Annotated in this window: 22 protein-coding genes; 20 read left to right on the top strand and 2 right to left on the bottom strand. The window is 44.3% G+C overall.

Going from position 1 to position 22,330, the window contains the following annotated elements; translation table 11 throughout:
* The first annotated feature begins 177 nt into the window (after nt 1-177).
* On the top strand, nt 178-1,590 hold the full coding sequence (locus tag DMI82_RS18285) for a relaxase/mobilization nuclease domain-containing protein (RefSeq protein ID WP_110104179.1): 1,413 nt from the start codon (nt 178-180) through the stop codon (nt 1,588-1,590).
* A gap of 222 nt (nt 1,591-1,812) precedes the next feature.
* Here the strand turns inward: DMI82_RS18285 and DMI82_RS18275 are convergent, their stop codons facing one another.
* A complete protein-coding gene (locus DMI82_RS18275) occupies nt 1,813-2,169 on the bottom strand; it encodes a helix-turn-helix domain-containing protein (RefSeq protein WP_005337966.1) in 357 nt (118 codons plus the stop codon).
* Nucleotides 2,170-2,879: 710 nt separating this feature from the next.
* On the opposite strand from DMI82_RS18275, the gene DMI82_RS18260 reads away from it, so the two are divergent.
* The 7 genes from DMI82_RS18260 to DMI82_RS18225 all read left to right on the top strand — a co-directional run bounded on the left by DMI82_RS18260 (nt 2,880) and on the right by DMI82_RS18225 (nt 10,717).
* Nucleotides 2,880-3,458, top strand: a complete 579-nt coding sequence (locus DMI82_RS18260; protein ID WP_008728410.1) for an MptD family putative ECF transporter S component — start codon at nt 2,880-2,882, stop codon at nt 3,456-3,458.
* A complete protein-coding gene (locus DMI82_RS18255) occupies nt 3,458-4,195 on the top strand; it encodes an energy-coupling factor transporter transmembrane component T (protein ID WP_110104177.1) in 738 nt (245 codons plus the stop codon). Before DMI82_RS18260 ends, DMI82_RS18255 begins: the two co-directional genes overlap by 1 nt.
* Before the next feature lie 4 nt (nt 4,196-4,199).
* The gene (locus DMI82_RS18250) at nt 4,200-5,735 is read left to right on the top strand and encodes an ABC transporter ATP-binding protein (RefSeq protein WP_044907623.1); all 1,536 of its coding nucleotides are present in this window, start codon (nt 4,200-4,202) and stop codon (nt 5,733-5,735) included.
* Between the two features lie 94 nt (nt 5,736-5,829).
* On the top strand, nt 5,830-6,687 hold the full coding sequence (locus DMI82_RS18240) for a helix-turn-helix domain-containing protein (RefSeq protein WP_199579980.1): 858 nt from the start codon (nt 5,830-5,832) through the stop codon (nt 6,685-6,687).
* Between the two features lie 121 nt (nt 6,688-6,808).
* A complete protein-coding gene (locus DMI82_RS18235; protein WP_110104176.1) occupies nt 6,809-8,590 on the top strand; it encodes an ABC transporter ATP-binding protein in 1,782 nt (593 codons plus the stop codon).
* On the top strand, nt 8,583-10,334 hold the full coding sequence (locus tag DMI82_RS18230; protein ID WP_110104175.1) for an ABC transporter ATP-binding protein: 1,752 nt from the start codon (nt 8,583-8,585) through the stop codon (nt 10,332-10,334). Before DMI82_RS18235 ends, DMI82_RS18230 begins: the two co-directional genes overlap by 8 nt.
* Nucleotides 10,335-10,351: 17 nt before the next feature.
* A complete protein-coding gene (locus DMI82_RS18225; RefSeq protein WP_110104174.1) occupies nt 10,352-10,717 on the top strand; it encodes a metal-dependent transcriptional regulator in 366 nt (121 codons plus the stop codon).
* Nucleotides 10,718-10,823: 106 nt separating this feature from the next.
* Here DMI82_RS18225 and DMI82_RS20130 read toward each other — a convergent pair whose 3' ends face one another.
* Nucleotides 10,824-10,985, bottom strand: coding sequence for a hypothetical protein (locus DMI82_RS20130; protein WP_015529866.1), 162 nt, complete (start codon nt 10,983-10,985; stop codon nt 10,824-10,826).
* A gap of 218 nt (nt 10,986-11,203) precedes the next feature.
* Between DMI82_RS20130 and DMI82_RS18215 the strand changes: the two genes are divergently transcribed.
* The 12 genes from DMI82_RS18215 to DMI82_RS18145 all read left to right on the top strand — a co-directional run bounded on the left by DMI82_RS18215 (nt 11,204) and on the right by DMI82_RS18145 (nt 21,725).
* Nucleotides 11,204-11,617: a sigma-70 family RNA polymerase sigma factor gene (locus tag DMI82_RS18215; RefSeq protein ID WP_015518833.1), complete on the top strand. Its 414-nt coding sequence runs from the start codon at nt 11,204-11,206 to the stop codon at nt 11,615-11,617.
* 536 nt (nt 11,618-12,153) lie between these two features.
* Complete coding sequence (locus tag DMI82_RS18205) at nt 12,154-12,384, top strand: helix-turn-helix domain-containing protein (RefSeq protein ID WP_008728422.1); 231 nt, start codon at nt 12,154-12,156, stop codon at nt 12,382-12,384.
* Nucleotides 12,385-12,468: 84 nt separating this feature from the next.
* Nucleotides 12,469-13,686 carry a tyrosine-type recombinase/integrase gene (locus tag DMI82_RS18200; protein WP_055224659.1) on the top strand — a complete coding sequence of 406 codons (1,218 nt, stop codon included), beginning with the start codon at nt 12,469-12,471 and terminating at the stop codon, nt 13,684-13,686.
* Nucleotides 13,687-13,834: 148 nt separating this feature from the next.
* Nucleotides 13,835-15,046, top strand: coding sequence for a tyrosine-type recombinase/integrase (locus tag DMI82_RS18195; protein ID WP_110104173.1), 1,212 nt, complete (start codon nt 13,835-13,837; stop codon nt 15,044-15,046).
* Nucleotides 15,047-15,809: 763 nt separating this feature from the next.
* Entirely contained in the window at nt 15,810-16,826 is a 1,017-nt protein-coding gene (locus DMI82_RS18185; protein WP_110104171.1) for an O-acetyl-ADP-ribose deacetylase, read from the top strand.
* 109 nt (nt 16,827-16,935) lie between these two features.
* Nucleotides 16,936-17,595, top strand: a complete 660-nt coding sequence (locus DMI82_RS18180) for a vWA domain-containing protein (protein ID WP_110104170.1) — start codon at nt 16,936-16,938, stop codon at nt 17,593-17,595.
* A gap of 418 nt (nt 17,596-18,013) precedes the next feature.
* Nucleotides 18,014-18,442, top strand: a complete 429-nt coding sequence (locus tag DMI82_RS18175; protein ID WP_110104180.1) for a reverse transcriptase domain-containing protein — start codon at nt 18,014-18,016, stop codon at nt 18,440-18,442.
* Entirely contained in the window at nt 18,432-18,845 is a 414-nt protein-coding gene (locus DMI82_RS18170; RefSeq protein WP_227574366.1) for a Zn-binding domain-containing protein, read from the top strand. The genes DMI82_RS18175 and DMI82_RS18170 overlap by 11 nt, the downstream gene beginning before the upstream one ends.
* Nucleotides 18,827-19,483, top strand: coding sequence for a phospholipase D-like domain-containing protein (locus tag DMI82_RS20165; protein WP_181968255.1), 657 nt, complete (start codon nt 18,827-18,829; stop codon nt 19,481-19,483). The genes DMI82_RS18170 and DMI82_RS20165 overlap by 19 nt, the downstream gene beginning before the upstream one ends.
* 19 nt (nt 19,484-19,502) lie before the next feature.
* Entirely contained in the window at nt 19,503-20,102 is a 600-nt protein-coding gene (locus DMI82_RS18160) for a hypothetical protein (RefSeq protein ID WP_110104169.1), read from the top strand.
* Entirely contained in the window at nt 20,099-21,046 is a 948-nt protein-coding gene (locus tag DMI82_RS18155; protein ID WP_110104168.1) for a DUF4868 domain-containing protein, read from the top strand. The genes DMI82_RS18160 and DMI82_RS18155 overlap by 4 nt, the downstream gene beginning before the upstream one ends.
* Before the next feature lie 379 nt (nt 21,047-21,425).
* Complete coding sequence (locus DMI82_RS18145; protein WP_110104167.1) at nt 21,426-21,725, top strand: hypothetical protein; 300 nt, start codon at nt 21,426-21,428, stop codon at nt 21,723-21,725.
* Nucleotides 21,726-22,330: the final 605 nt, after the last annotated feature.

The raw sequence follows: 22,330 nt of genomic DNA, 5'->3' as shown, positions 1-22,330 counted from the left end.
CCATAAGCCTGCTCCTTAGATTAGATTTAGAGTTTTTAGAGTCAACTCCCAAAACTCTAATCAATAGTTTACATGCAACAGCCAGAAATTTCGATACACCCTCTTATTGGACGCTTACTTTATTTCAACGATAGGCACAAAGAGTTCAGAGAAAATATTTTGAGAGGAGGGCTTTTTATGGCAACTACAAGAATCATGCCACTTCATGTCGGCAAAGGCCGCACAGAGAGTCGGGCGATCAGTGACATCATCGACTATGTAGCAAATCCACAGAAAACAGATAATGGAAGGCTCATCGCAGGATTTGCGTGTGACAGCAGAACGGTTGATGCGGAGTTTCTTTTAGCAAAAAGGCAGTATATCGTTGCTACCGGACGAGTGCGCGGTGCGGATGATGTGATTGCCTATCATGTGCGCCAGTCCTTCCGCCCCGGCGAGATTACTCCGGAAGAAGCTAACCGGCTGGGTGTGGAATTTGCCAAGCGATTTACTAAAGGCAACCATGCCTTTGTGGTCTGCACTCACATAGACAAGTCGCACATTCATAATCACATTATCTGGTCATCGGTCAGCTTAGAATATGACCGGAAATTCCGAAACTTTTGGGGCAGTACCAAGGCGGTTCGCAGGTTAAGTGATACCATCTGCATTGAAAACGGACTGTCCATTGTAGAGAATCCGAACCCTCATGGAAAGAGCTATAACAAATGGATGGGAGATCAGGCAAAGCCCTCTCACCGAAAGCTGCTTCGTGTGGCGATTGACAACGCATTATCACAAAGTCCTGCTAATTTTGAGGAGCTGCTGAAGCTGCTGCAAGAGTCCGGCTGTGAGGTATCAAAGCGCGGAAAATCGTATCGACTGAAGCTCTCTGGTTGGGAGAAAGCCGCCCGCATGGACAGTCTGGGCGAAGGATATGGATTGGAAGATTTGCGGGCAGTTCTCTCCGGGAAGAAAGCACATATCCCGCGAAAGAAAACAGTCACACAGGCAGAGCCGCCAAAGATCAATCTGCTGGTGGACATTCAGGCAAAATTGCAGGCTGGAAAAGGCGCTGGCTATGCTCGATGGGCTAAGGTGTTCAACCTCAAGCAGATGGCGCAGACCATGAATTACCTGTCAGAGCACAACCTGCTGGAGTATGCGGTTTTGGAAGAAAAGGCTGCGGCTGCCACGGCACATCACAATGAACTTTCGGCGCAGATCAAAGCGGCTGAAAAGCGCATGGCAGAGATCGCTGTTCTGCGTACTCACATCGTAAATTATGCCAAGACCCGTGAGGTCTATGTGGCATACCGCAAGGCGGGTTACTCTAAGAAATTCAGGGAAGAACATGAGGAAGAAATTCTGCTCCACCAGGCTGCTAAGAATGCCTTTGATGAGATGGGCGTCAAGAAGCTGCCCAAGGTCAAAGAGTTGCAGACAGAGTACGCGAAATTGTTGGAAGAAAAGAAAAAGACCTATGCCGAGTATCGGCATTCCCGTGAGGAAATGCGAGAACTTTTAACGGCAAAGGCCAATGTGGATCGGGTCCTGAAAATGGAGGTAGAACAGGATGTTGAAAAAGAAAAAGACCACGGCCAGCGGTAAGCTGGTCCTGGTCAAAAGCGTTCGCAGAACGCGTAGCCACAGAATGAAATTCTGTGTTCAAAGGGGCTTGGGGGCGCTGCCCTCAACAAGCAAGCGGAGAGGAAAATCACAAAGGGATTTTCTTCTCTGCGGGTCGGTGTGTATTAACACCGGCATTGCTTGCCTCTTTTCTCCGAAAATGAAAAGAACCAGTGAGAGAATCGTTAAATTTCACTCACTGGCTCAATTCGTTTCAAATTTCTCGGATAACTCTGTCAGTTCCTTCACCGTTTCTTGGGTGTGATGCAGCAGGGTGTCACGCATTTCTGGCGGACAGCTGGAATAAAGCATTTTCATCTGATTGACACCCTCATCCTCCAGAGAAACATCTGGATTTATAAGCGTATCTAAAGAGATGTGCAGGACCTTTGCCAATGCTCTCAAAATCAAATAGGACGGGTTCATTTTCCCTTTTTCGATATTGGCAATTTGCTTTACAGAAACATGGCTTAGATCGGAAAGTTCCTGTTGTGTCAGTTCTTTATTCTTTCGGGCTTCCCGCATTTTTTGCCCTAAAGCAGTTAAATCATCAATCGGCATAATCGTTCACCTCAAATATATTTTATCGTTCCGATTTGCACAAAGGAATAACCTTATTGTGCTTGAGAACAGGACTGATTATGCCGATTCCTTTTTGATAACATGGTTGCTCCATGATTATGGCGTTTCCGGCTACTAATTGAACTATGAGGATGAATTGCAGATTTCAGCTTTTAGTTCGTTGCCAAACGAGAATGATATTGAATGCGGTAGGGAGGCTAGCAGTTTTATCTGCTCATCTATGAGCCGTTTTTTATTCTCTGTGACATAAAAATTCATCTGGATATTCCGTTTCCGGTTCGCCATGCGCTGCCTCCATTCTTCATAAGAGTTTGAGATTATCCCAACAAACATTTTTCATTTTCGGGCAAGGGACCTGAAAATCCGAAAAATCGCAAGCGGGTACTCGCTTGCTGTGCTTGCTATCGAAACCCTACCTTCTATTTCTCCCTCTACTAATACTACAATTTGGAGCGGAGATTTTGGCTGTTTCCATTTCAAATTATGCAAGAACCGCCTCTGTTCAATGTTGAATAGTTCTATGTTCACGCACACACGCAGGCAATCACTCCCCGTAAAGATAGCAAAAGCAAAGTAATTGTCTATTTGGAGCGAAAATGCCTTTTTGGAGAAGAAACATACAGACATATCTGCTATACTGAAATGCGGTTAGTTCATGCTAACACAAAAGCAAACAGGAGGACCAAATAATGAATAAACTACAAGGAAAAGACCTTATCAATGTTGGAATCTTCACTGCGATCTATTTTGTGGTGATGATGGCGATTGCCATGCTGGGATTTATCCCTATTTTTCTTCCGCTTCTGATCGTGCTGGTTCCGCTGATTGGCGGAATCGTAATGATGCTGTATTATTCTAAAGTCCAGAAGTTTGGAATGGTATCGCTGACAGGACTGATCTGCGGTATTTTAATGTTGCTGACCGGCATGGGGTATTGGAGCATTATTACCGGTGCCGTGTTCGGTGTCCTGGCTGATCTTGTTTTGAAATCCGGCGATTATAAGAGTGCAAAAAAAGGAATCATATCGCATGGTGTTTTTTCTATGTGGATCATCGGAAACTACATCCCCATTGTTGCAACACGGGACAGCTACTATCAGCAGCTAATCAGCGGTTATGGACAAGAGTATGCAGATTCCATTATGAGCTATATCTCGGCATATACGCTCCCCCTTCTTTTGATTGCCGGGTTCGTTTGCGGCGTGATCGGCGGGGTGATCGGCCAGAAAATTTTCAAAAAGCACTTTAAGCGTGCGGGTATTGCATAATGCGCCGTGAATTGTTAGCAAGCAAAAAAAAGGAAACCGGCCTGTCGTTAGACCCTCGGACAAAGTTGGCATTGCTTATCACGATTGCCCTCTTTGTCTTGAGCGGCGGAGGTGGGGCTGCTTCTAAACAGTTTGCTCCTATTTTGGCTGCTGTTCCATTGATCCTGCTGCTCACGGGAAAATCGTGGAAGGGATCGGTTATCTATTTTGTTTTATATGGCGGCAGCTATATATTGCAACTATGGGCGCTCCCCCACCTGTCCGGCCTTCCTAACTTTCTTGTTGTTGCAATCTGCGGTTTCTTTATGCGGTTTGTGCCGGGGATTATGATGGGATACATCACGGTCAGGACAACGACGGTCAGCGAGTTTGTTGCCTCTATGAAGAAGCTGCATTTACCGGAGCAGATCATCATTCCTATGTCCGTGATATTCCGATTTTTCCCTACGGTTGTAGAAGAATATAATGCCATAGGGGACGCTATGAAAATGAGAGGAATCCGTTTTGGCGGGGGCAAAGCCAGTGCAATGCTGGAATACAGGCTTGTCCCTGTTATCATGTGTTCCGTCAAGATCGGGGAAGAATTAAATGCGGCAGCCCTGACAAGAGGATTGGGCGGTCCGGTCAAGAGGACAAACATCTGCGAAATCGGCTTTCATGTGCAGGATGTTTTTTTCCTGCTGCTATGTGTGGTGGCTTTTGCAATTCCTATTGTCACGATGATTACAGGGAGGTAGGCCTATGATCGAATGTAAAAAAGTTTCTTTTTCCTACCCTCCAAATGAAACTGACATTGGGGACAGGAAAGGACACGGAACATTAAGAAATATTGACCTGTCTATTAACGACGGGGATTTTGTACTGCTCTGCGGAACATCGGGCTGCGGTAAAACCACACTGACACGGCTGTTTAACGGACTGATTCCTCATTATTACGATGGAAAGCTGGAAGGCACTGTCATGCTTGATGGAGAAGATATGAGCGGGCTTTCCCTGTTTGATATATCAAAAAAAGTGGGTTCTGTTTTTCAGAATCCACGTTCTCAATTTTTTAATGTGGATACGACCAGCGAAATTGCCTTTGGATGTGAAAACCATGGATTGGAAGAAGCAGAAATCCGAAAGCGGGTAAAGCTGGTCTCAGAGCAGTTGAACCTTACAAATCTGCTGGACAGAAGTGTTTTCTCCCTTTCCGGTGGGGAAAAGCAAAAAATCGCCTGTGGATCTGCCGCCGCTGTGGAACCGGATGTATTTGTTTTGGACGAGCCATCTTCCAACCTTGACGCCTATTCCATCGCTGATTTTCGGAAACTGTTAAAAATATTGAAGTCACAGGGCAAAACAATTATTATTGCGGAGCACCGGCTCTACTATCTTTATGATCTGGCAGACAGGATCATATATTTAAGCGACGGGGAAATACAAGGGGATTATACTTTGCCGGAATTTCAGTTGATTCCGGCGGCGGAAAAAGCTAAAATGGGATTACGGCCTCTTGGCCTGGGTGAGTTTGCAGACATTGAGCCTGCCAGTCTACATTCAGGGCAGGGGATATGGAAACTGAACCACTTCCATTTCGCATACAAGAAACAGCCGGAAACGCTTTCTCTGGAAAATATAGAGCTTCCTGCCGGAAATGTAACGGCGGTCATCGGGCACAATGGAGCCGGAAAAACGACACTATCCCGTTGCTTATGCGGATTGGAAAAAAGATGTAAAGGTATCCTCGAAAAAGATGGTACTTCCTATTCAAGCAAACAGCGGCTGAAGCTATGCTATATGGTCATGCAGGATGTAAATCATCAGCTTTTTACGGAGAGCGTTTTAGAGGAAGTCCTGTTAAGTATGCCGGGGAAAGATTCCGATGAATCGCCTGAAAATGTGGCAAAGGCAGAGGCTATCTTGACAGAAATGGATTTACTCCCGTACAAAGCCTGCCATCCGATGGGGCTTTCGGGAGGGCAAAAACAACGTGTGGCGATTGCTTCTGCGATTGCCTCTGAACGTCCGGTTATACTATTTGACGAACCTACCAGCGGCCTTGATCTCTTTCACATGAGGCAGGTGGCCGATTCGGTCAAAGGACTTGCCGATTCAGGAAAAACCATTGTGATTGTGACCCATGATCCTGAATTTATACTCAGGTGCTGCAATTATGTGATCCATCTGGAAAACGGCAGATTGGAAGAAAACTATTTCCTCCAGGATACGGAAGGACGGGAACGGTTATTTAATTTCTTTATGATGGAAGGAGGCGGCGGAAATCAAACTGTTTGATGGTAAAATAAACTGCGGCTCAAATGTTAAAAATGTCATTGAAACTGAGGATTGCGTTGTCCTGCAGCTTTTTGACGAGAGCGGCGAGGGAACCATGACAGCCCACAAAATTTTTGATGGCGCTTTTGTGATGTATAGCGATATGCACCTGAAAGAATGTACCTCCTACTTTCAGAGTAGTACGGACAGTTCGCTTCTCTATATAGACCATTGCAGGGAGGGACGGATCGAAAGCGAGATTGACAATAATGCGTATAGCTATTTGCAAGAGCATGAGATGCGTGTGGATGACCGGCGTTCCCATTCGGGACGGTTCTGCTTTCCACTCTGCCACTATCATGGGGTGACCCTGGGATTTGATTTGGACATTGCTGTGCCGGCGCTGAAAGACTTTTTTGGCGGATTTTCTGTTGATTTGTACGAGCTTCAAAAAAAATATTGCAATGACAAGAAACCGTTTGTGATTCATAATGAGCCAGGAATTGAACATATTTTTTCAGAGCTTTACTTTGTCCCGCAGCAGATCAAAGGTGACTACTATAAAGTAAAAGCCCTGGAGCTGCTTTTATATCTGGACGCTTTGCAGTTTTCTGATTCCAAAGAAGATCGCCCTTATTTCTATAAAGGGCAGGTAGAAAAAATCAAAGCGATCCATGATCTTATTACGGCAAATTTGCAGGAGCATTACACGATGGATGAATTAGCTGAACGATTCCAGATTTCATTGACGGGGATGAAAACCTGCTTTAAGGAAATATACGGAGATTCCATGTATTCCTATATTCGCCGTTATCGGATGAACGTTGCTGCCACAATGCTCCGACAGGATTCCAAAAAAGGGATTGCGGAAATTGCAGGAGTTGTGGGATATGAAAGCCCCAGTAAATTTGCAACAGCTTTCCGGCAGGTGATAGGGCAGACGCCGATGGAATATCGAAAATCTTTTTTCTAAACGGTGCATAAATGCCGTTTTGGAGAGGAAAGAAGAATTGAATACTGCTACAATGAGGATGGTTAGCAAAGACTACCCATCCTTTTTTCTTTGCTGACTAAAAAGAAGGAAGGTGATTGTAATGAAGCAGCAAAAAGATAATTGGGTGAAAATTCTGTTTTCCTTCGCCGCACCATGCAAGGGGAAAATGGCTCTTTCGGTATTCTGCGCCATTCTGAGCGTTGCAGGAGGGTTTATTCCTTTTTGGGCTGTATATGAAATCCTGCTGGCATTTATCAATCAGAATGTGACCCTGAATGGCATTCTGATTTGGTGTCTGGTTGGAGCAGTGGGCTACCTGCTGCGGGTTGCCTGCCATGGAATCTCTACGATCATGGCGCATATTTCAGCCTATACCATTTTGGAAGGAATCCGGCTTAAAATTGCGGACCGGCTGATGAAAGCGCCTCTCGGCGAAGTGATGGGGCGGCGAATCGGCTATCTGAAAAATATCATCATGGATAAGGTGGAGGATTTAGAGCCGCCTTTGGCACACATGATCCCGGAATTGACTTCTAACCTCCTACTCCCTGTTGCAATTTTTACCTGGATGATGGTCATTGACTGGCGCATGGGATTGGCGGTTCTGATTGCTCCGGTGCTGGCCATGATTCCTATGTTTTTCCTTATGAGGAATTATAACAGTCAGTACGCCGCTTATATGGAGGCAAATAACCATGTCAACAGTATTATTATTGAGTATGTGGAAGGCATCGAGGTTGTAAAGGCTTTTAATCAAAGCACAAGCTCCTATGAAAAATTTGTTAATGCTGTCCAGTCGTTCAAAGAGTTTACCCTGGCATGGTTTAAGAGCACATGGAAAACGATGAACCTGATGATGGCGATTATGCCCACAACGCTACTGGGGGTTCTTCCTGTCGGCCTTCTGCTGGTACAGAATGGAAGTATTTCCCCCGCAGAGCTTGCAATGGGGATTATTCTTTCCCTCAGCATTGTTGGGCCGTTGATGAAAGCAACCACTTTCATTAACGAAGCAAAGTCTATGGAATATGCAGTAGAGGCGGCAAATGAACTTTTGAACCTGCCTGTGCTGCCGGATTCAGGGAAAATCGTATCCATACCCCGCAATGATATTGTGTTGGAGCATGTAACCTTTTCCTATGACGGCTCCGAGCAAAATGAAGTACTGCATGATGTGAACTTGGAATTGCCAGAGGGAAGTTTTACGGCACTTGTAGGACCGTCTGGCGGCGGTAAATCAACGATTGCCCGTCTGATTGCAAGGTTTTGGGACGTGACAGGCGGCAACATTACCATTGGGGGGAAGAATATCAAAGAGTTGTCTATACGCCAGCTTTCCGAACTGGTCAGTTTTGTGACGCAGGATAACTTCCTGTTTAATTGCTCCCTGAAAGAAAATATCCGTCTTGGAAATCCAAACGCCACAGATGAAGAAGTATATGCGGCGGCGAAAGCGGCCTGCTGTGATGAATTTATTGTGCGTTTGGACAAAGGATATGATACCCCTGCCGGTGATGCCGGAAAGAGGCTGTCCGGCGGCGAAAAACAGCGAATTGCGATTGCGAGGGCGATCCTCAAAAATGCTCCGATTGTTATTTTGGATGAAGCGACAGCATTTACTGACCCGCAGAACGAAGATAAAATTCAGAAATCTATCATGGCGTTATCAAAGGGTAAAACTCTTCTTGTGATCGCCCACCGCCTTTCCACCATTCAGAACGCAGATCAGATTGTCGTGTTGAAAAAAGGCCGGATTGTGGATTGCGGAAAGCAGGAAGAATTGTTGAAGCGGTGTCCGCTTTATGCGGATATGTGGAAAGCCCACATCGGGGCGAAGAATTGGTCTGTGAGTGAAAAGAAGGAGGTGGCCGCTCATGTTTAAGTCTATGAAACGGATCATTAAATGGGCGGGGAAATATAAGGGACACCTCTATCTTGGCTCTGTTTTTTCCTTTTTCAGCAGCCTGTCTACGGCGATCCCTACAATGGCTGCCGCTTATGCCCTTGATAAAGCCATCGCAGCTTATTGGGCAGGCAACACAATAGAATCCTCCCTGATCTGGCAGATGCTTTGGATTATTGTTGGCTCGATTGCGCTTAACTTTCTACTCTCTTATTTGCGGGCGGTGTTGCAGGAAAGCATTGGTTATGAAGTAGCCGCAGGGCAGCGAATCCATTTAGGCGATGTGCTGAAAAGGGTTCCTCTGGGATATTTTTCCAAAAACAGCGTGGGCGATATTCTGACAGGTGTTACCACGGAGCTATCCACACTCGAATTGCAGGGAATGAAGATGGTTGACATCATCATCAACGGATATGCAAAGTTTATTGCAATTCTCCTGTGTTTCCTTTTCCTGAGTCCAGCCGCAGCAGTGATTTCTGTTGTCGGCGTTGCCTTTTCCTCATTGGCCTTACATGGTATCAGCAGGCATAGTGAAAAGACCGCTGCTATCACGCACCAGGCCATGGAGGATATGTCTGGCTCTGCGATTGAATATATCCGCGGGCTGTCCATCGTTAAATCGTTCGGACAGGAAGGGGCTTCTATCGAAAGTTTCCGCAAGGCAAATACGGATTTGAAAAATATTCATATCAAAGTAGAAAAAGGCTATACGCCATTTAACTGCTTGCATCTGTTCTCCTTAAAACTGGCATCTATGGGGATTGTGTTTATCTGTGCATGGCAGACACTTAACGGGCAAATGAGTCTTGCTTATTTCCTGATGTTTGTTCTGTTTTCTTTCGTAATCTTTGGAAGTGTGGAAAACATTAACGACGCGGCTCACATGTTGGGTCTTATAGATTCCGCTATGAATAAGCTGGAAGCTCTGGAAAATGCAGAATATATCGACCAGGACGGAAAAGATATTACACCGACCTCGTATGACATTACTTTTCAGGATGTATCCTTTGGTTACGATAAACGGACTGTATTGCATGATGTGAATTTCACGATTCCGCAGAATACCACAACAGCGATTGTAGGTCCCTCCGGGAGCGGCAAGTCTACCCTGTGCAGCCTGATTGCACGCTTTTATGATGTTGACGCCGGAAAAATCACTTTAGGAGAAACAGATATTCGAGAATTTACCTGTGACAGCTTACTAAAAAATATCAGTATGGTGTTCCAGAATGTATATCTGTTCCGGGATACAATCCGTAACAATATCAAATTCGGCAGCCCGGACGCTTCGGAGGAACAGATGATTGCCGCTGCAAAAGAAGCGCGCTGCCATGACTTTATTATGGCCTTGCCAGATGGATATGATACCGTCATTGGGGAGGGCGGTTCTTCTCTTTCCGGCGGTGAAAAGCAGCGGATTTCGATTGCCAGAGCCATGCTGAAAGATGCGCCGATTGTCATTTTGGACGAGGCCACGGCCAGCATTGACCCAGAGAATGAGCATTTGATTCAAGAGGCTATTTCCGCACTGACACATGGTAAAACAATCATAACGATTGCCCATAGACTGGCGACGATTGAAAATGCGGATCAAATTCTTGTCATTGATGGTGGAACCGTCGTGCAGAAAGGAACCCATAAGGAATTGCTGGCTCAAAGGGGAACCTATCAGGAATTTATTAAGATTCGGGAACAGGCTGAGGGCTGGAGGATTCAACAATAAGCATAAAGGAGGAACTGATGAAGATTCATGCGTCTGGGGAGGATTATCTGGAGGCTATCCTTGTTCTACAAAAGAAAATGGGCATGGTCCGCTCCATTGACCTTGCCCGGCACATGGGCTTTAGCAAACCGAGTATCAGCCATGCGGTAGGCGTTTTGAAAAATGGAGGTTTTCTGACCGTGGATGATGGGTTCCTTCATCTGACCGTCATAGGTCGGGAGATTGCCGAGAAAATCTATGAACGCCATTTGTTTTTTATGGAGCAGTTTATCGCTGCTGGCGTCGATCAGGAAACAGCGGAACAAGACGCCTGCCGGATTGAACACGCCATCAGTGATACATCTTTCCGAAAGCTGAAGGAGAAAGTACAAGGAACCGATTAGCGCACATCGGCTCCGCTCTGCATAATAAGTTATCTGCCCCGTCCGGGGAAAGAAAAAAACCGTTGACTGGGGCAGATAATTTCGTGCGCTATTTTAAGGTTTGAACTCAATCGGCGGTTTTGAAGGACAATTTCAGAGCCGCCGTTTCTTTGCGTTTACACAAACTAATGACGACTTGCAGGGACACGGTAGCCGCTTGGAGGTTAATTTGCCGTGTCTCTTTTGCTTTTTCAAAGCTCCCATGATCTACATCAATTAAAAAAAGCATTGCCCCTCCTCCGGGCAAGTATAGCATTGCATCGGCATTATCGTTCCATGTGATTCAGCATAATAATGACTGTTCTTGGTGCGCCAGTTTCCCATTGCGGGAATCTGGCGTTTTTTGTTGCCTTTTTTTCGGAGATAATCCGGCTGTATACCGGTGTCGTTCCCCACCTCCATTCGATTCACTCGTCAATCACCCGTGAATCGAAATGGAGGTACATAATGAAGAAAATTAACCTTCGGGAACTTTATCCTGATGTTTATACAACAGACTTTTTTGTAGATGTGACAGAGGAAGTAATGGAGACTATTCGAGCAGCTGAACGTGCGGAGGCTGCGTATGAGCGAAAGATGTATCGTTATAAAGCACAGTATTCTCTGGATTGCGAGAATGGCATTGAAAATGCGGTGCTGTTGAAGCCGAAAACACCGGAGATGCTTCTGGAGGAAAAACAGCTTCAGGAGCAGGTCTATTCTGCTGTGATGAATTTACCGGAAAAACAGGCAAAGAGGATTTATGCCCGATATTACCTGGGAATGACGGTAAATGAAATTGCCGGGGTAGAAGGTGTAGACCCAAGCCGTGTCCGAGACAGTATCCGGCGCGGCTTAAAGCAGCTCGGAAAATATTTTTGATAAAGTTTCGTTTGATGCGCCTGTTTTTTGCCTTTTTTGTCAGTGTTAATAAGAAGGACAAGTTTTCCTCCTTCATCTGCACATTGACAATCGAATAGACAGCACAACAGGTACATAACCCATGTACGAGCGAATATGAAACGCCGCGAGGATGGAGCAGTCAGGGAGGTGATGAAAGCACTGCTTCGGAGCGATCTACGATTTCATAAAAGAATGGTGGCAGATTTGGCGCGATGACTACATGGGGGCTTAAAGATACTTCCTCACGGCCCGCCAAAGACTTGGGGGGAACCCTGCGGCACACGATACGAACGATGCTGCGGAGTTATGACATCCGCGCCAGCGGAGACCTGTTGTGTTCCCATCGTCAGGGGGCGTGGCAAATGTGACGAAAGCTGAGAAATATAAATAGGAAGCGTTTGCCGCTTTCTGTTCAAAATCAGATACCATGCGCTGGTGGTTTCGGCTGCCAGCGTATTCATGTGATTTTGAACAAACACGATGACAAACTTGACGGATTGGAGGAAATATGCTTTATGGAAAAACTTATTACGCGAAAAGAAGCAGCAGAAATTTTGGGTATCAGCATTGCAACGCTGGACGCGGCCCGTAACAATGGTCTTATTTCTTATGTGCAATATGTGCAGAATGGCTGTGTGTACTTTACCTCAGCGGGCCTTCAGGAGTATATCGCAAAATGCACCCACAGAGCAAAGCCAGCAGAAAAGAACGCAACTTATCGTAAACCTCGCAGAGCTGGAGTGTGAGCCGGTCCGTATCCTTGTCGAAATCATAATGGTCTGATAAAACATAGATACAGCGCTGGAGTATATTCTTAGGAGGTGGAGGAATTGGCAAATAGGAAAATAATGCTTCCTCAATATGGCACAGTTATGAAAAGAGGTGTCCTATATTATAGGACCAGAATCAAAGACACGAATGGTAAGCTCGTAGCTATCTACGCAAAAACACCTGAAGAACTATACAACAAAGAAACGCTTGCGTTGGAACAGATTGAGAATGCCACTTTTCATCGGAAAACGCCCACAGTTGCAGAGTATTGTGAAAAGTGGCTGCTGATGCAGTCGGTTCATGTACGAGCTACTACTTTGACGGATTACACCTCAAAGGTCAGGCGGCATATTATAGCGGAATTGGGAGATAAACGGATGGGTGAGGTTAGCCTGGATGATATTCAGCTTGCTCTTGTTCCGGTTTCCAAGAAATCTGCATCGGTTTATAAATCTGTGGTAATCCTTTACAAATCTATCTTTCGCGCGGCAATGGAAAGCAGGATCATTGACCATAACCCGACGATTTATCTCACGACAAAAGGTGGCGGTGTTCCACAAGAGGATCGTCAGGCTTTGACAGATGAACAGGCAGCACGCCTTTTGGATGCTATCCGAGATTTGCCGCCTTATGTCTTTGTCATGATTGGTTTATATGCAGGGCTGCGCCGGGAAGAAATTCTTGCTCTGCAATGGGATTCAGTATATCTGGATACGGATACTCCATATCTGACGGTAAGGCGGGCATGGCACACAGAACACAACAGACCGGTAATCTCAGACGAATTGAAAACCAAGGCTGCGGAGAGAAATATCCCTCTTCCTGTTTGCTTGGCTGAGTGTTTGAAAGCAGCAAAGGAAACATCGACTTCGGAGTATGTGGTTTCAAACCGGGACGGCGAACCGCTGTCCTACACGCAGTTTAAGCGACTTTGGCAGTATATTGTTACGAGGACGGTCAAGGAGCGGAGCTATTATCGGTATGAAGATGGAAAAAGAGTAAAGCATACTGTCACACCTGTCTTGGGAGAAAAGGCTGCTCATAACGGAAAAGTGGTTTACAGTCTGGACTTTGAAGTAACACCCCATCAGCTGCGGCATACTTACATTACCAATCTCATTCATGCATCGGTAGATCCCAAAACGGTTCAATACCTGGCAGGCCATGAAAGCAGCAAGATTACCATGGACATTTATGCAAAGGTTAAGTACAACAGACCAGATGAGCTGGTCAGATCAATGAGTTGCGCGTTTGCAAGCTGGGACGCAGCACAGTAATAATAAAATAGTAAGTAAAGCAGGAGCGAGGCAAGGATGTCTCGCTCTTTGTTTTACATCAGCCGTATCTTTGATTAAATCGAGGCTTTCTGATAAAAAGAGAGTGTAGATACGGAGACTACACATTATCAAGAAAGGACGATCAAAGATGGCAAAAAAGAAAACACAGATCCCGAAGTATGGAACCATTACATTGAAAGGAATCCAGTATTACAGAACCAGGATTACGGATGCAGATGGCAAAGAGTTGAGTTTGTATGCCGCTACTTGTGAAGAATTGTATGAGAAGCAGTTAGAGGCTCGGAAGCAGGTGGAAGAAATTATCTTTCACCGGCAGCACCCGACAGTAGCTGAGTATGGAGAGAAGTGGCTGCTGATGCAGTCGGCAAAGGTGTCTGCGTCTACACTCAGAGGTTATACGAGGGATATGACAAACTATATCATCAAACCTCTGGGAGAGATGTATATGGAAGAAGTGACTGCTGACGATATTCGGCTGGCTCTTGTTCCATTGTCAAAGAAATCGGAAGGTTTATACAATAAGGTCAATATGCTGCTCAAGTGCATTTTTTATGCGGCAGAGAGAAACCAAATTCTTGAACACAATCCCTGTACGGGAATATCCGGTAAAGGCGGAAAACCGACAAAAAAGAAGGAGGCATTGACAGATCAGCAGGTAGCCGTGCTTTTGGATACAGTCAAGGGGCTTCCTCCATATTTGTTTATTATGCTCGGTTTGTATTCCGGTCTGCGTCGGGAAGAAATTCTTGCACTGCAATGGGATTGTGTATTTCTGGACGAGGATACACCTTATCTATCGGTGAGGCGGGCATGGCGTACAGAGCATAACAGACCCGTGGTTTCTACGGTGCTAAAGACTCCGGCGGCAAAAAGGGATATTCCGATACCGAAGTGTTTGGTGGATTGTCTGAGAGAAACGAAAGAAAATTCCATATCAGATTATGTGATCGCTGACAGCAAAGGAGAGCCACTGGCTGCCTCGCAGTTCCAAAGAGTGTGGCAGTATGTCGTTGTCCGCTCCACTAAGCCCCGGAACTATTATAAGTATGTAAATGGGGAGAGTATCAAATATACGGTTACTCCAACGCTGGGTATGACCCAGAAGAATCAACCCCAAATCAAATATACGCTGGACTTTGATGTGACACCTCATCAGCTGCGGCACACTTACATCACCAATCTTCTCTATGCGGGCGTTGATCCAAAAACAGTACAATACCTTGCCGGACACGAAAACAGCAAAACAACTATGGACATCTATGCAAAAGTGAAGTACAATAAACCAGAGGAGTTGTTTGGGGTAGTAAATGGTGCGTTTCATCAGGCTATCGCTGAATGAAAAAAGGCGATTTTTTATGGTCCGCATACCGGATAACCGAGAAGCAGAAAGCCGGAAAAGCCCGGAATATCAAGGAAAAACAGCTCAAAAACTCGCGCAATACGGTCTCAAAGCAGCTCGTCGCGCTCCGCAGTTCAGCAAGCGATAATTCCAATCGAATACGGAAATTTATCAAAACCTCGGAAATCTTTGATTTTCCGGGGTTTTTTTATGCCTGAAAGTTCTTGAATTTTCTAAAAAAGTGGGCGATTTTGAAGTGTAGAACACACGTAGCGCACAAAACACCTTAAAAAATATATTGAGTATATTGCAAAGAAAAATTGCGTATGATATAATGCCAGTAGGCAAAAGAAATAATAAGTCCATGAGGACAAAAAGAATGAAGCCCCCAGTACCGCGAATACTGAGGGCTTCTTCTTATTTTTTATAGTGGACAAGAAACCACTAGGTCAGTGCTGTCCTTACTTGTCGCCGTCTAACCATTTGATGATGTAGTGGCAGGCTACACCAGCCATGCAGGAGACAAAGAAAGAAATAATAAATTCCATGAGGTTCACCTCCTCCCGTTGCCGGGTTTCGGTTGGACAACAATAGTATTATAGCATAGAACAATATGGACGGGAAGCAAATATATTTGCCCTTTATGGCAGTGTATTTGCAGGAACGGTGTAGCGCCGAAAAAAATTGAAAGCAATGTATGAGACACTTTAATAGATATTTGATCAGACAAGGACTCTGATCGGACGACTGGGAGGTATGCTTCATGCCGTTACAGATTATCAGAAACGATATTACAAAAATGCGCGTTGACGCAATCGTCAATGCTGCCAACACTTCTCTTTTGGGCGGCGGTGGTGTGGACGGCTGCATTCATCGTGCCGCCGGACCGGAACTGCTTGCAGAATGCAGTACGCTGCATGGCTGCGAGACTGGCAGCGCAAAAATCACAAAGGGATATCGCCTGCCCTGCAAATATGTGATTCATGCAGTCGGCCCGCGCTGGCGAGATGGCAAGCATCAGGAACAACAGCTTCTGGAATCCTGTTATCGGACATCTTTGAACCTGGCAAAAGAAAATGGCTGTCAGGCGGTGGCTTTTCCGCTGATTTCCTCCGGCATCTATGGCTATCCAAAAGACCAGGCTCTGAAGGTTGCAGTCGATACCATCAGTGCATTCTTGCTGGAAAATGAGATGATGGTCTACATCGTTATCTTTGATAAGAAGGCATATCAGATTAGCGGAAAACTGTTTGCTGATATCGCGGCGTACATAGATGACTGGTATGTGGATGAACATACCGACAGTCGAGTAGAACAGAGACGGCGGCTTGAAGCGTTGTCAGAGGAATCCTGCTTTGAAGCTGCATCTGCCCCGCTGCCGTCCGAAGCAATCTGTAAATCTTGCAGCAGTCAATCTCTGGAGGAGGCACTGGGGCAGATTGATGAGAGCTTTTCGGAAATGCTGCTGCGGAAGATTGACGAAAGCGGCATGACGGATGTTCAGTGCTACAAGAAGGCAAACATTGACCGGAAGCTCTTTTCCAAAATTCGCTCTGATAAATTCTATAAGCCATCCAAACCAACAGTGCTGGCATTTGCTCTCGCTTTGGAGTTGCCGCTTGCCCAGATGCAGGAGATGCTCGGCAAGGCAGGATTTACCCTTTCCCATTCGAGCAAATTCGATATCATTGTAGAATATTTTGTCGAACGGGGAAACTACAATGTGTATGAAATCAACGAGGCATTGTTTGCTTTTGACCAGAGCCTGATCGGGGCATAAGGACAAAGAAATGTCGTTTTCTATGCGACCACTTCACAAAAGAAAATCGCTATATTATGGCTGTAAGGTACGAAACCGAGCAGCCATAATCTTTTGGGAGGACAAGCATATGAGAAAAAATTTAACAGAGATCGTTTTTATCTTAGACCGCAGCGGTTCCATGAGCGGATTGGAACGGGATACCATCGGCGGATTCAATTCCATGATTGAGCAGCAGAAAAAAGCAGAGGGCGAAGCACTGATCTCAACGGTGCTGTTTGACAATGTGAGCGAAGTCCTGCACGACCGTGTAAATGTAAAGGATATCCGACCGATGACTGACCGTGACTACACGGTTCGCGGATGCACAGCACTCTTAGATGCCATCGGCGGTGCGATTCATCACATTGGAAATGTTCATAAGTACGCAAGGCCGGAGGACGTGCCGGAACATACCATGTTCGTAATCACTACGGACGGAATGGAAAATGCCAGCCGCCGGTACAACAGCGAAAAAGTGAAGCAGATGATCGAGCGGCAGAAAGCGAAATACGGTTGGGAGTTTTTGTTCCTTGGTGCCAATATTGACGCAGTAGAGACTGCAAGCCAGTTCGGAATCGGTGCAGATCGTGCAGTCAACTATCAGTGCGACAGTGAAGGAACCGCGTTGAATTATGAAGTGGTCAGCGAAGCAATCAGCTCTGTCCGGTGCAGTGCTCCGCTGAGTGCAGATTGGAAAAAGCGTATAGACGAGGACTACAAAAAGCGTGGAGGTTGCAAGCACAAGTAAATATTTTTTGAAGCCGGGGTGATGATTCACTCCGGTTTTTTCTTGTGCGCCGAGCATGGTACTAATCATATTGGTGCAAGTCCAGTCACGGGTATTTACCGCCAAGTGTAGCGAACCACAAGTCGGTATCAGTAATGGTATGGATGGAGGAAGTGGTATAGCAAAATCCTTGAGCCTACGTACAGAAACTTGATAAGGCGATTAGGTGGGTAAGGTTGCAAGGCAAACCGAAGCCCTAATGGTAAACGTATACCGAAGTTGTAAATCAAGAGGTTGTGGGATGAAAGATTAGTGTCTTACCTCGGGAGACCCTACTCACATACTGAAAGGTATGGTCGGAAAAGGTTTGGAGAGGGAGTCAGATGATGTCATAGTAGGCAAAAGCCGAAGGACTGAAACGATTTATAGTACAACTTATATGCCGAAGCCAGTACGGAGAGTATACATTCCGAAAGACAATGGAAAACAACGTCCGTTGGGAATCCCTACAGCATGGGATAGAACTATCCAACAGGCAATTGCTCAGCCAATATCTGATATTTATGAAGAAATATTTAGTGAAGACAGCTATGGATTCAGACCAGGAAGAAGCTGTCATGATGCAATCAGACAGGCCCTCTGCTATCTGAACAGTGGCTATGAATGGGTAGTAGATATTGATATTGAACAGTTTTTCGACAGGGTAAATCACGATAAGTTAATTCAGATACTAAGAGAGCAAGTAAACGATAGTACCACATTAAATCTGATTCGGAAATATCTGAAAGCAGGAGTAATGGAAAAAGGACTGGAAAAAGCGACTATCACGGGTGCACCTCAGGGTGGCCCACTTTCGGTTGTTGATTAAGCAGATGTCAATGTCCTCGGGGTACTCTTCATCCGCTATTCGTGAGCGTATTTATTTTGGGGATGATATGTCTGGCGTGTTGCTCTATACCGGAAGTGCCGATAAAGAAGGCTCACTTGGTGGACTTGTAGAATTAGGAAATATTGATCAGCTTATTGTTTTGATGAAAGACGCTTTCCAGGAAGCACTGGTTTGCACAAATGATCCGGAATGCCTTAACAATGTGCCTGCTGGTAATAATTCAAATGGCGCGGCGTGCCATTCCTGCTGTATGATCTCAGAAACAGCTTGCGAGAATGGAAATCGCATGTTGGATCGCGGACTAATTGTGCCTATTGACGGAAGAGAAAATCAGTCTTATTTTAAAACTTTGGTGGAAGAACTATGTCAACTGGAAGTATAAGCTTAGATATTTTGTTAAACAAAATTCTCACAGATGCTATATCTGGTGGAAATGAGTCTATTAGAGCCATTCAAAAGAGATATCCATCTCTTTCTGAAAAAGAAGCTCATGAAATTCTTGCTATGGTTTCAGCGACTGCCCAAAGTAACGATGATAGCGCTGAATTAGTTGTTACAGCGCCACCTTCTTTTGCGTTGAAAACAAAACCGACAAAGGTTACCGTAAGAGAAATGCTTATGGGAGCTAGGAAGAGCATTCTAATTACTGGGTACTCCCTCTCGGATTATTTTGCCGAGTTAGTCGATTGTGTAATTCAAAAGAGCCAAGAAGGCGTTCTCGTGAAATTTTTTGTGAATGACATTGAGAGTCAGAAGGCCTTTGACCGTTTATGCTGCTATAAGGGAAAATTTCTGCGAATTTATAACTATCCAAAACAGGAAGATAAAATGTCTGCTCTTCATGCAAAGGTAATTTCTGTTGATCAAACGGATACGCTGATTACATCTGCAAACCTTTCATATCATGGACAGGAAGGAAATATCGAGCTGGGGGCACGGATTCATTCGAAAGAATTGGCTAAACAAGTAGAGGATATATTTACTTCACTGGTATTCAAAAGGATATTTGTTGAACTGTAAGCTTTATGGAGGTGTGCCAATGAATTTAAGCTTGAAACATAAGTTAATGCTGCAATCATTGAGTCCATTGGCTTTTTTGACTATTGTACGCAATTTCAAATTTACCCCCGTCAGCGAACTTGCTGAAAATCAGTCATATTGGGGAGAATTTGTTCGCCTTAATAATGTGCTGATTGTTGTGTTTTTGTTATGTGCTACATGGATTTTAGCAGCAATCATATCTTTTATTTCTTTTACAGCCTTTAGATGGACTGATAAGAAACAAGGGTATCAGCTTTCTTCCTTCGTAGAAAAAGAGGACGCAAGTTTGAATTTCTTTATGACAATGATTATCCCGCTTTTGATTGATGATGTAGGAACGATTCAAGGAGCGGTAACATTCCTTATCATTGTGGTTATGATGTGTGCGCTGCTAAGCAAAACACATTTGTACTATGCGAATCCTGTATTGGCAATTTTAGGATACCGAGTCTATGAGATTACTTTTAAGAGCAATCCTGACTTTAATAATGAAATTTGTTTGGCTGTAGTTAAAGGCAGGTTTTTAAAAAATCCTAGTACAGTAGAATATAAAGTGATTAATGATACAGTCCTCTACATGAAGGAGATGAACAAATGACCAAGGAAGAAATTCAGGCATCGATTAAGTCGATAATGTTTTCTGGTTCAGTTTGCGGTATTGAGATATATGCCTGCCTACGCGATGAAAGTGGATACCAAACCAAAAAAATCAGAGCAACAGATAAGTTGCTTTCTAGCACAAAAGATAAGGTGGCAGGTTTTATCAATTGTACCTATCTTGCAGATGATGCCGAATTTGATACATCAGAAAATATTGCAGACAATAAGAAAGAATTTTATGAGATTAGTCTGATAGAGAACTATAGACCCTTTATTTTTCTTGATGATGCTGAAAAGCGTACGGAGTACTACTCGGAAAGCGATAGAAATAAACTGTCTGGATTTCTTTTTAGAATCAATTTGAATGACAAGTACTTTTGGGTTTATCAACATATATACTCTGTATCAAGAATTGATCGAAGTAAAAATGTTATAGCCCTATTTGTTGGTGATACATACGATGAAATTGATAGCGATATTGTGCAGATAGATTCACGAGCAGATGTAATTATCTTTTCTTCAAGTGTTGTTACGGCAAAAATGGATCTTATGCAGAGATTTTTTGGATTTGAGCAATACATACGAGCGGGGGCACAGAAGACGATTGAGATTATTCGCGATCTGGATATTGTAGATAGCCTTGAAAAGTTTGTTGCGTTTGAAAATAAAAGTAAGTTGACAAATGCAAAGAAGTTATTAAAGGCAAAAAATTCGCCTGTTTTGCAGATGAAAAAGAACGATTTGTTAGAGAATCTGAAAAAGCATTCTCGCTACAAAACTATGTTCAAGTTTGAAGAAGATCATATTGTGATTTCTTCACAAAAAGAGGCAGCGGCATTTATTAAAATGTTGAATGATGATATTGTTCGGTCTGAACTCACTGGAAAAGAATATGACAGCTCCAGCAAAATGCTTTTGGGCCCAGTGGGAGCAAGTCACTGACTGACCAATGATAGGAAAATATAGATGAGTGATAGAAGAAAAAAAGGATTCTATGTCACAGGTACTGTCAGATATAAAGCCCCATATGACGAAAAAGTTCATGACGGCTCATTGTATTAATGAGCAAGATATTCAGTCTATCAGTCCAATCTTCCTGCCCAGATATAAGAATGTGTAGCTCATGCAGGGATTGACCAACAACAAGCTGGATTTCAGAATTCAGGTAAAAGGTGTGTTCGGGACAGAAAGAAACTAACGAAGGCTAAGTGGAAAGAAACACAGCTCTGGATTTTTTCTTCACCGTCATGAGGCTCTTTTTCGGAGCTGTCTACGATTGCGAAGAAAATCTAAAAGGCATTCGCTTTTGGACGAGTTGGAAATGAGATGGGAAGATGAACAAAAGCTAAACGGCCTGAGTTCTGTGCATAGCATGGGATTCAGACAGTTTATTTTTTACCTAGCTCATAAAGTTGATTTCATTGCCGAGATATTCCTTTGTACAATGATTTTATTTGGAAATGTAGGTGCTCAACCTGCCGCTTCCTTTTTGCTCAAGTTTGCCAGCTTTGCAAAGTTCCTTAAGCAACCGGAAAGCCTTTGTTGTTTCTGCACCAATCAAATCTTCAACTTCTTTTCTTGTAACACTGCCGTTTTCCAGTGTATATTGAAGAATGAGTAATTTCTGTTCATTCAGTGAAATATCTTTGTCCGCTTTATCAGATATCCGGACATTCGTTTCCGGCTGCTCATTCCTGTTGGGAAGTGTTACGCGGAAAACACCTTTTGCCGTTTCAAACTCTGGCGGGGATGGTCAATTCTTATATGCACATTCAATTTTTTCGATTTCTGTGCCATAACTTTCAATCAATCTCATCCTGGAGAAGACAGCCGCAAGGTTCGGATTTCTCGATTATGAAACACCCAGGAAAATGGATTCCAGTTCCAGACCGGATACAAGACCTCCAAGAGAGACAAATTCGATTCTATCCTCATAGACATTAACCAGATTGCTTCCGCTGAAAGAGTAATCACGGTGAACAATGCTGTTCAGTAAAGATTCTCTGATTGCATCCTCTGGATAATCTCTTCTGTCAGTTCGATCCAGATTTGAAAAGGTTGCCTTTCCTTTCTTTTTCTTTCTTTCTCATTATAAACAAGAAAGAAAGTATACGGTAAATAGTTAGTACCGTGCTTTTCACCTAAAACCATGAGATAATCCCTTTGTAAAACTAAAAGTTTTTTAAAGGAGGATCTTATGGATAAGATCACACGTCAGGTCCGCAT

Origin of the sequence: Blautia sp. BCRC 81119 (assembly GCF_003184505.1) — a bacterium.
Lineage (GTDB): Bacteria > Bacillota > Clostridia > Lachnospirales > Lachnospiraceae > Blautia_A > Blautia_A fusiformis.
The sequence above is the reverse complement of the archived record's forward strand: the minus strand, read 5'-3'. Positions and strand labels throughout refer to the sequence as shown.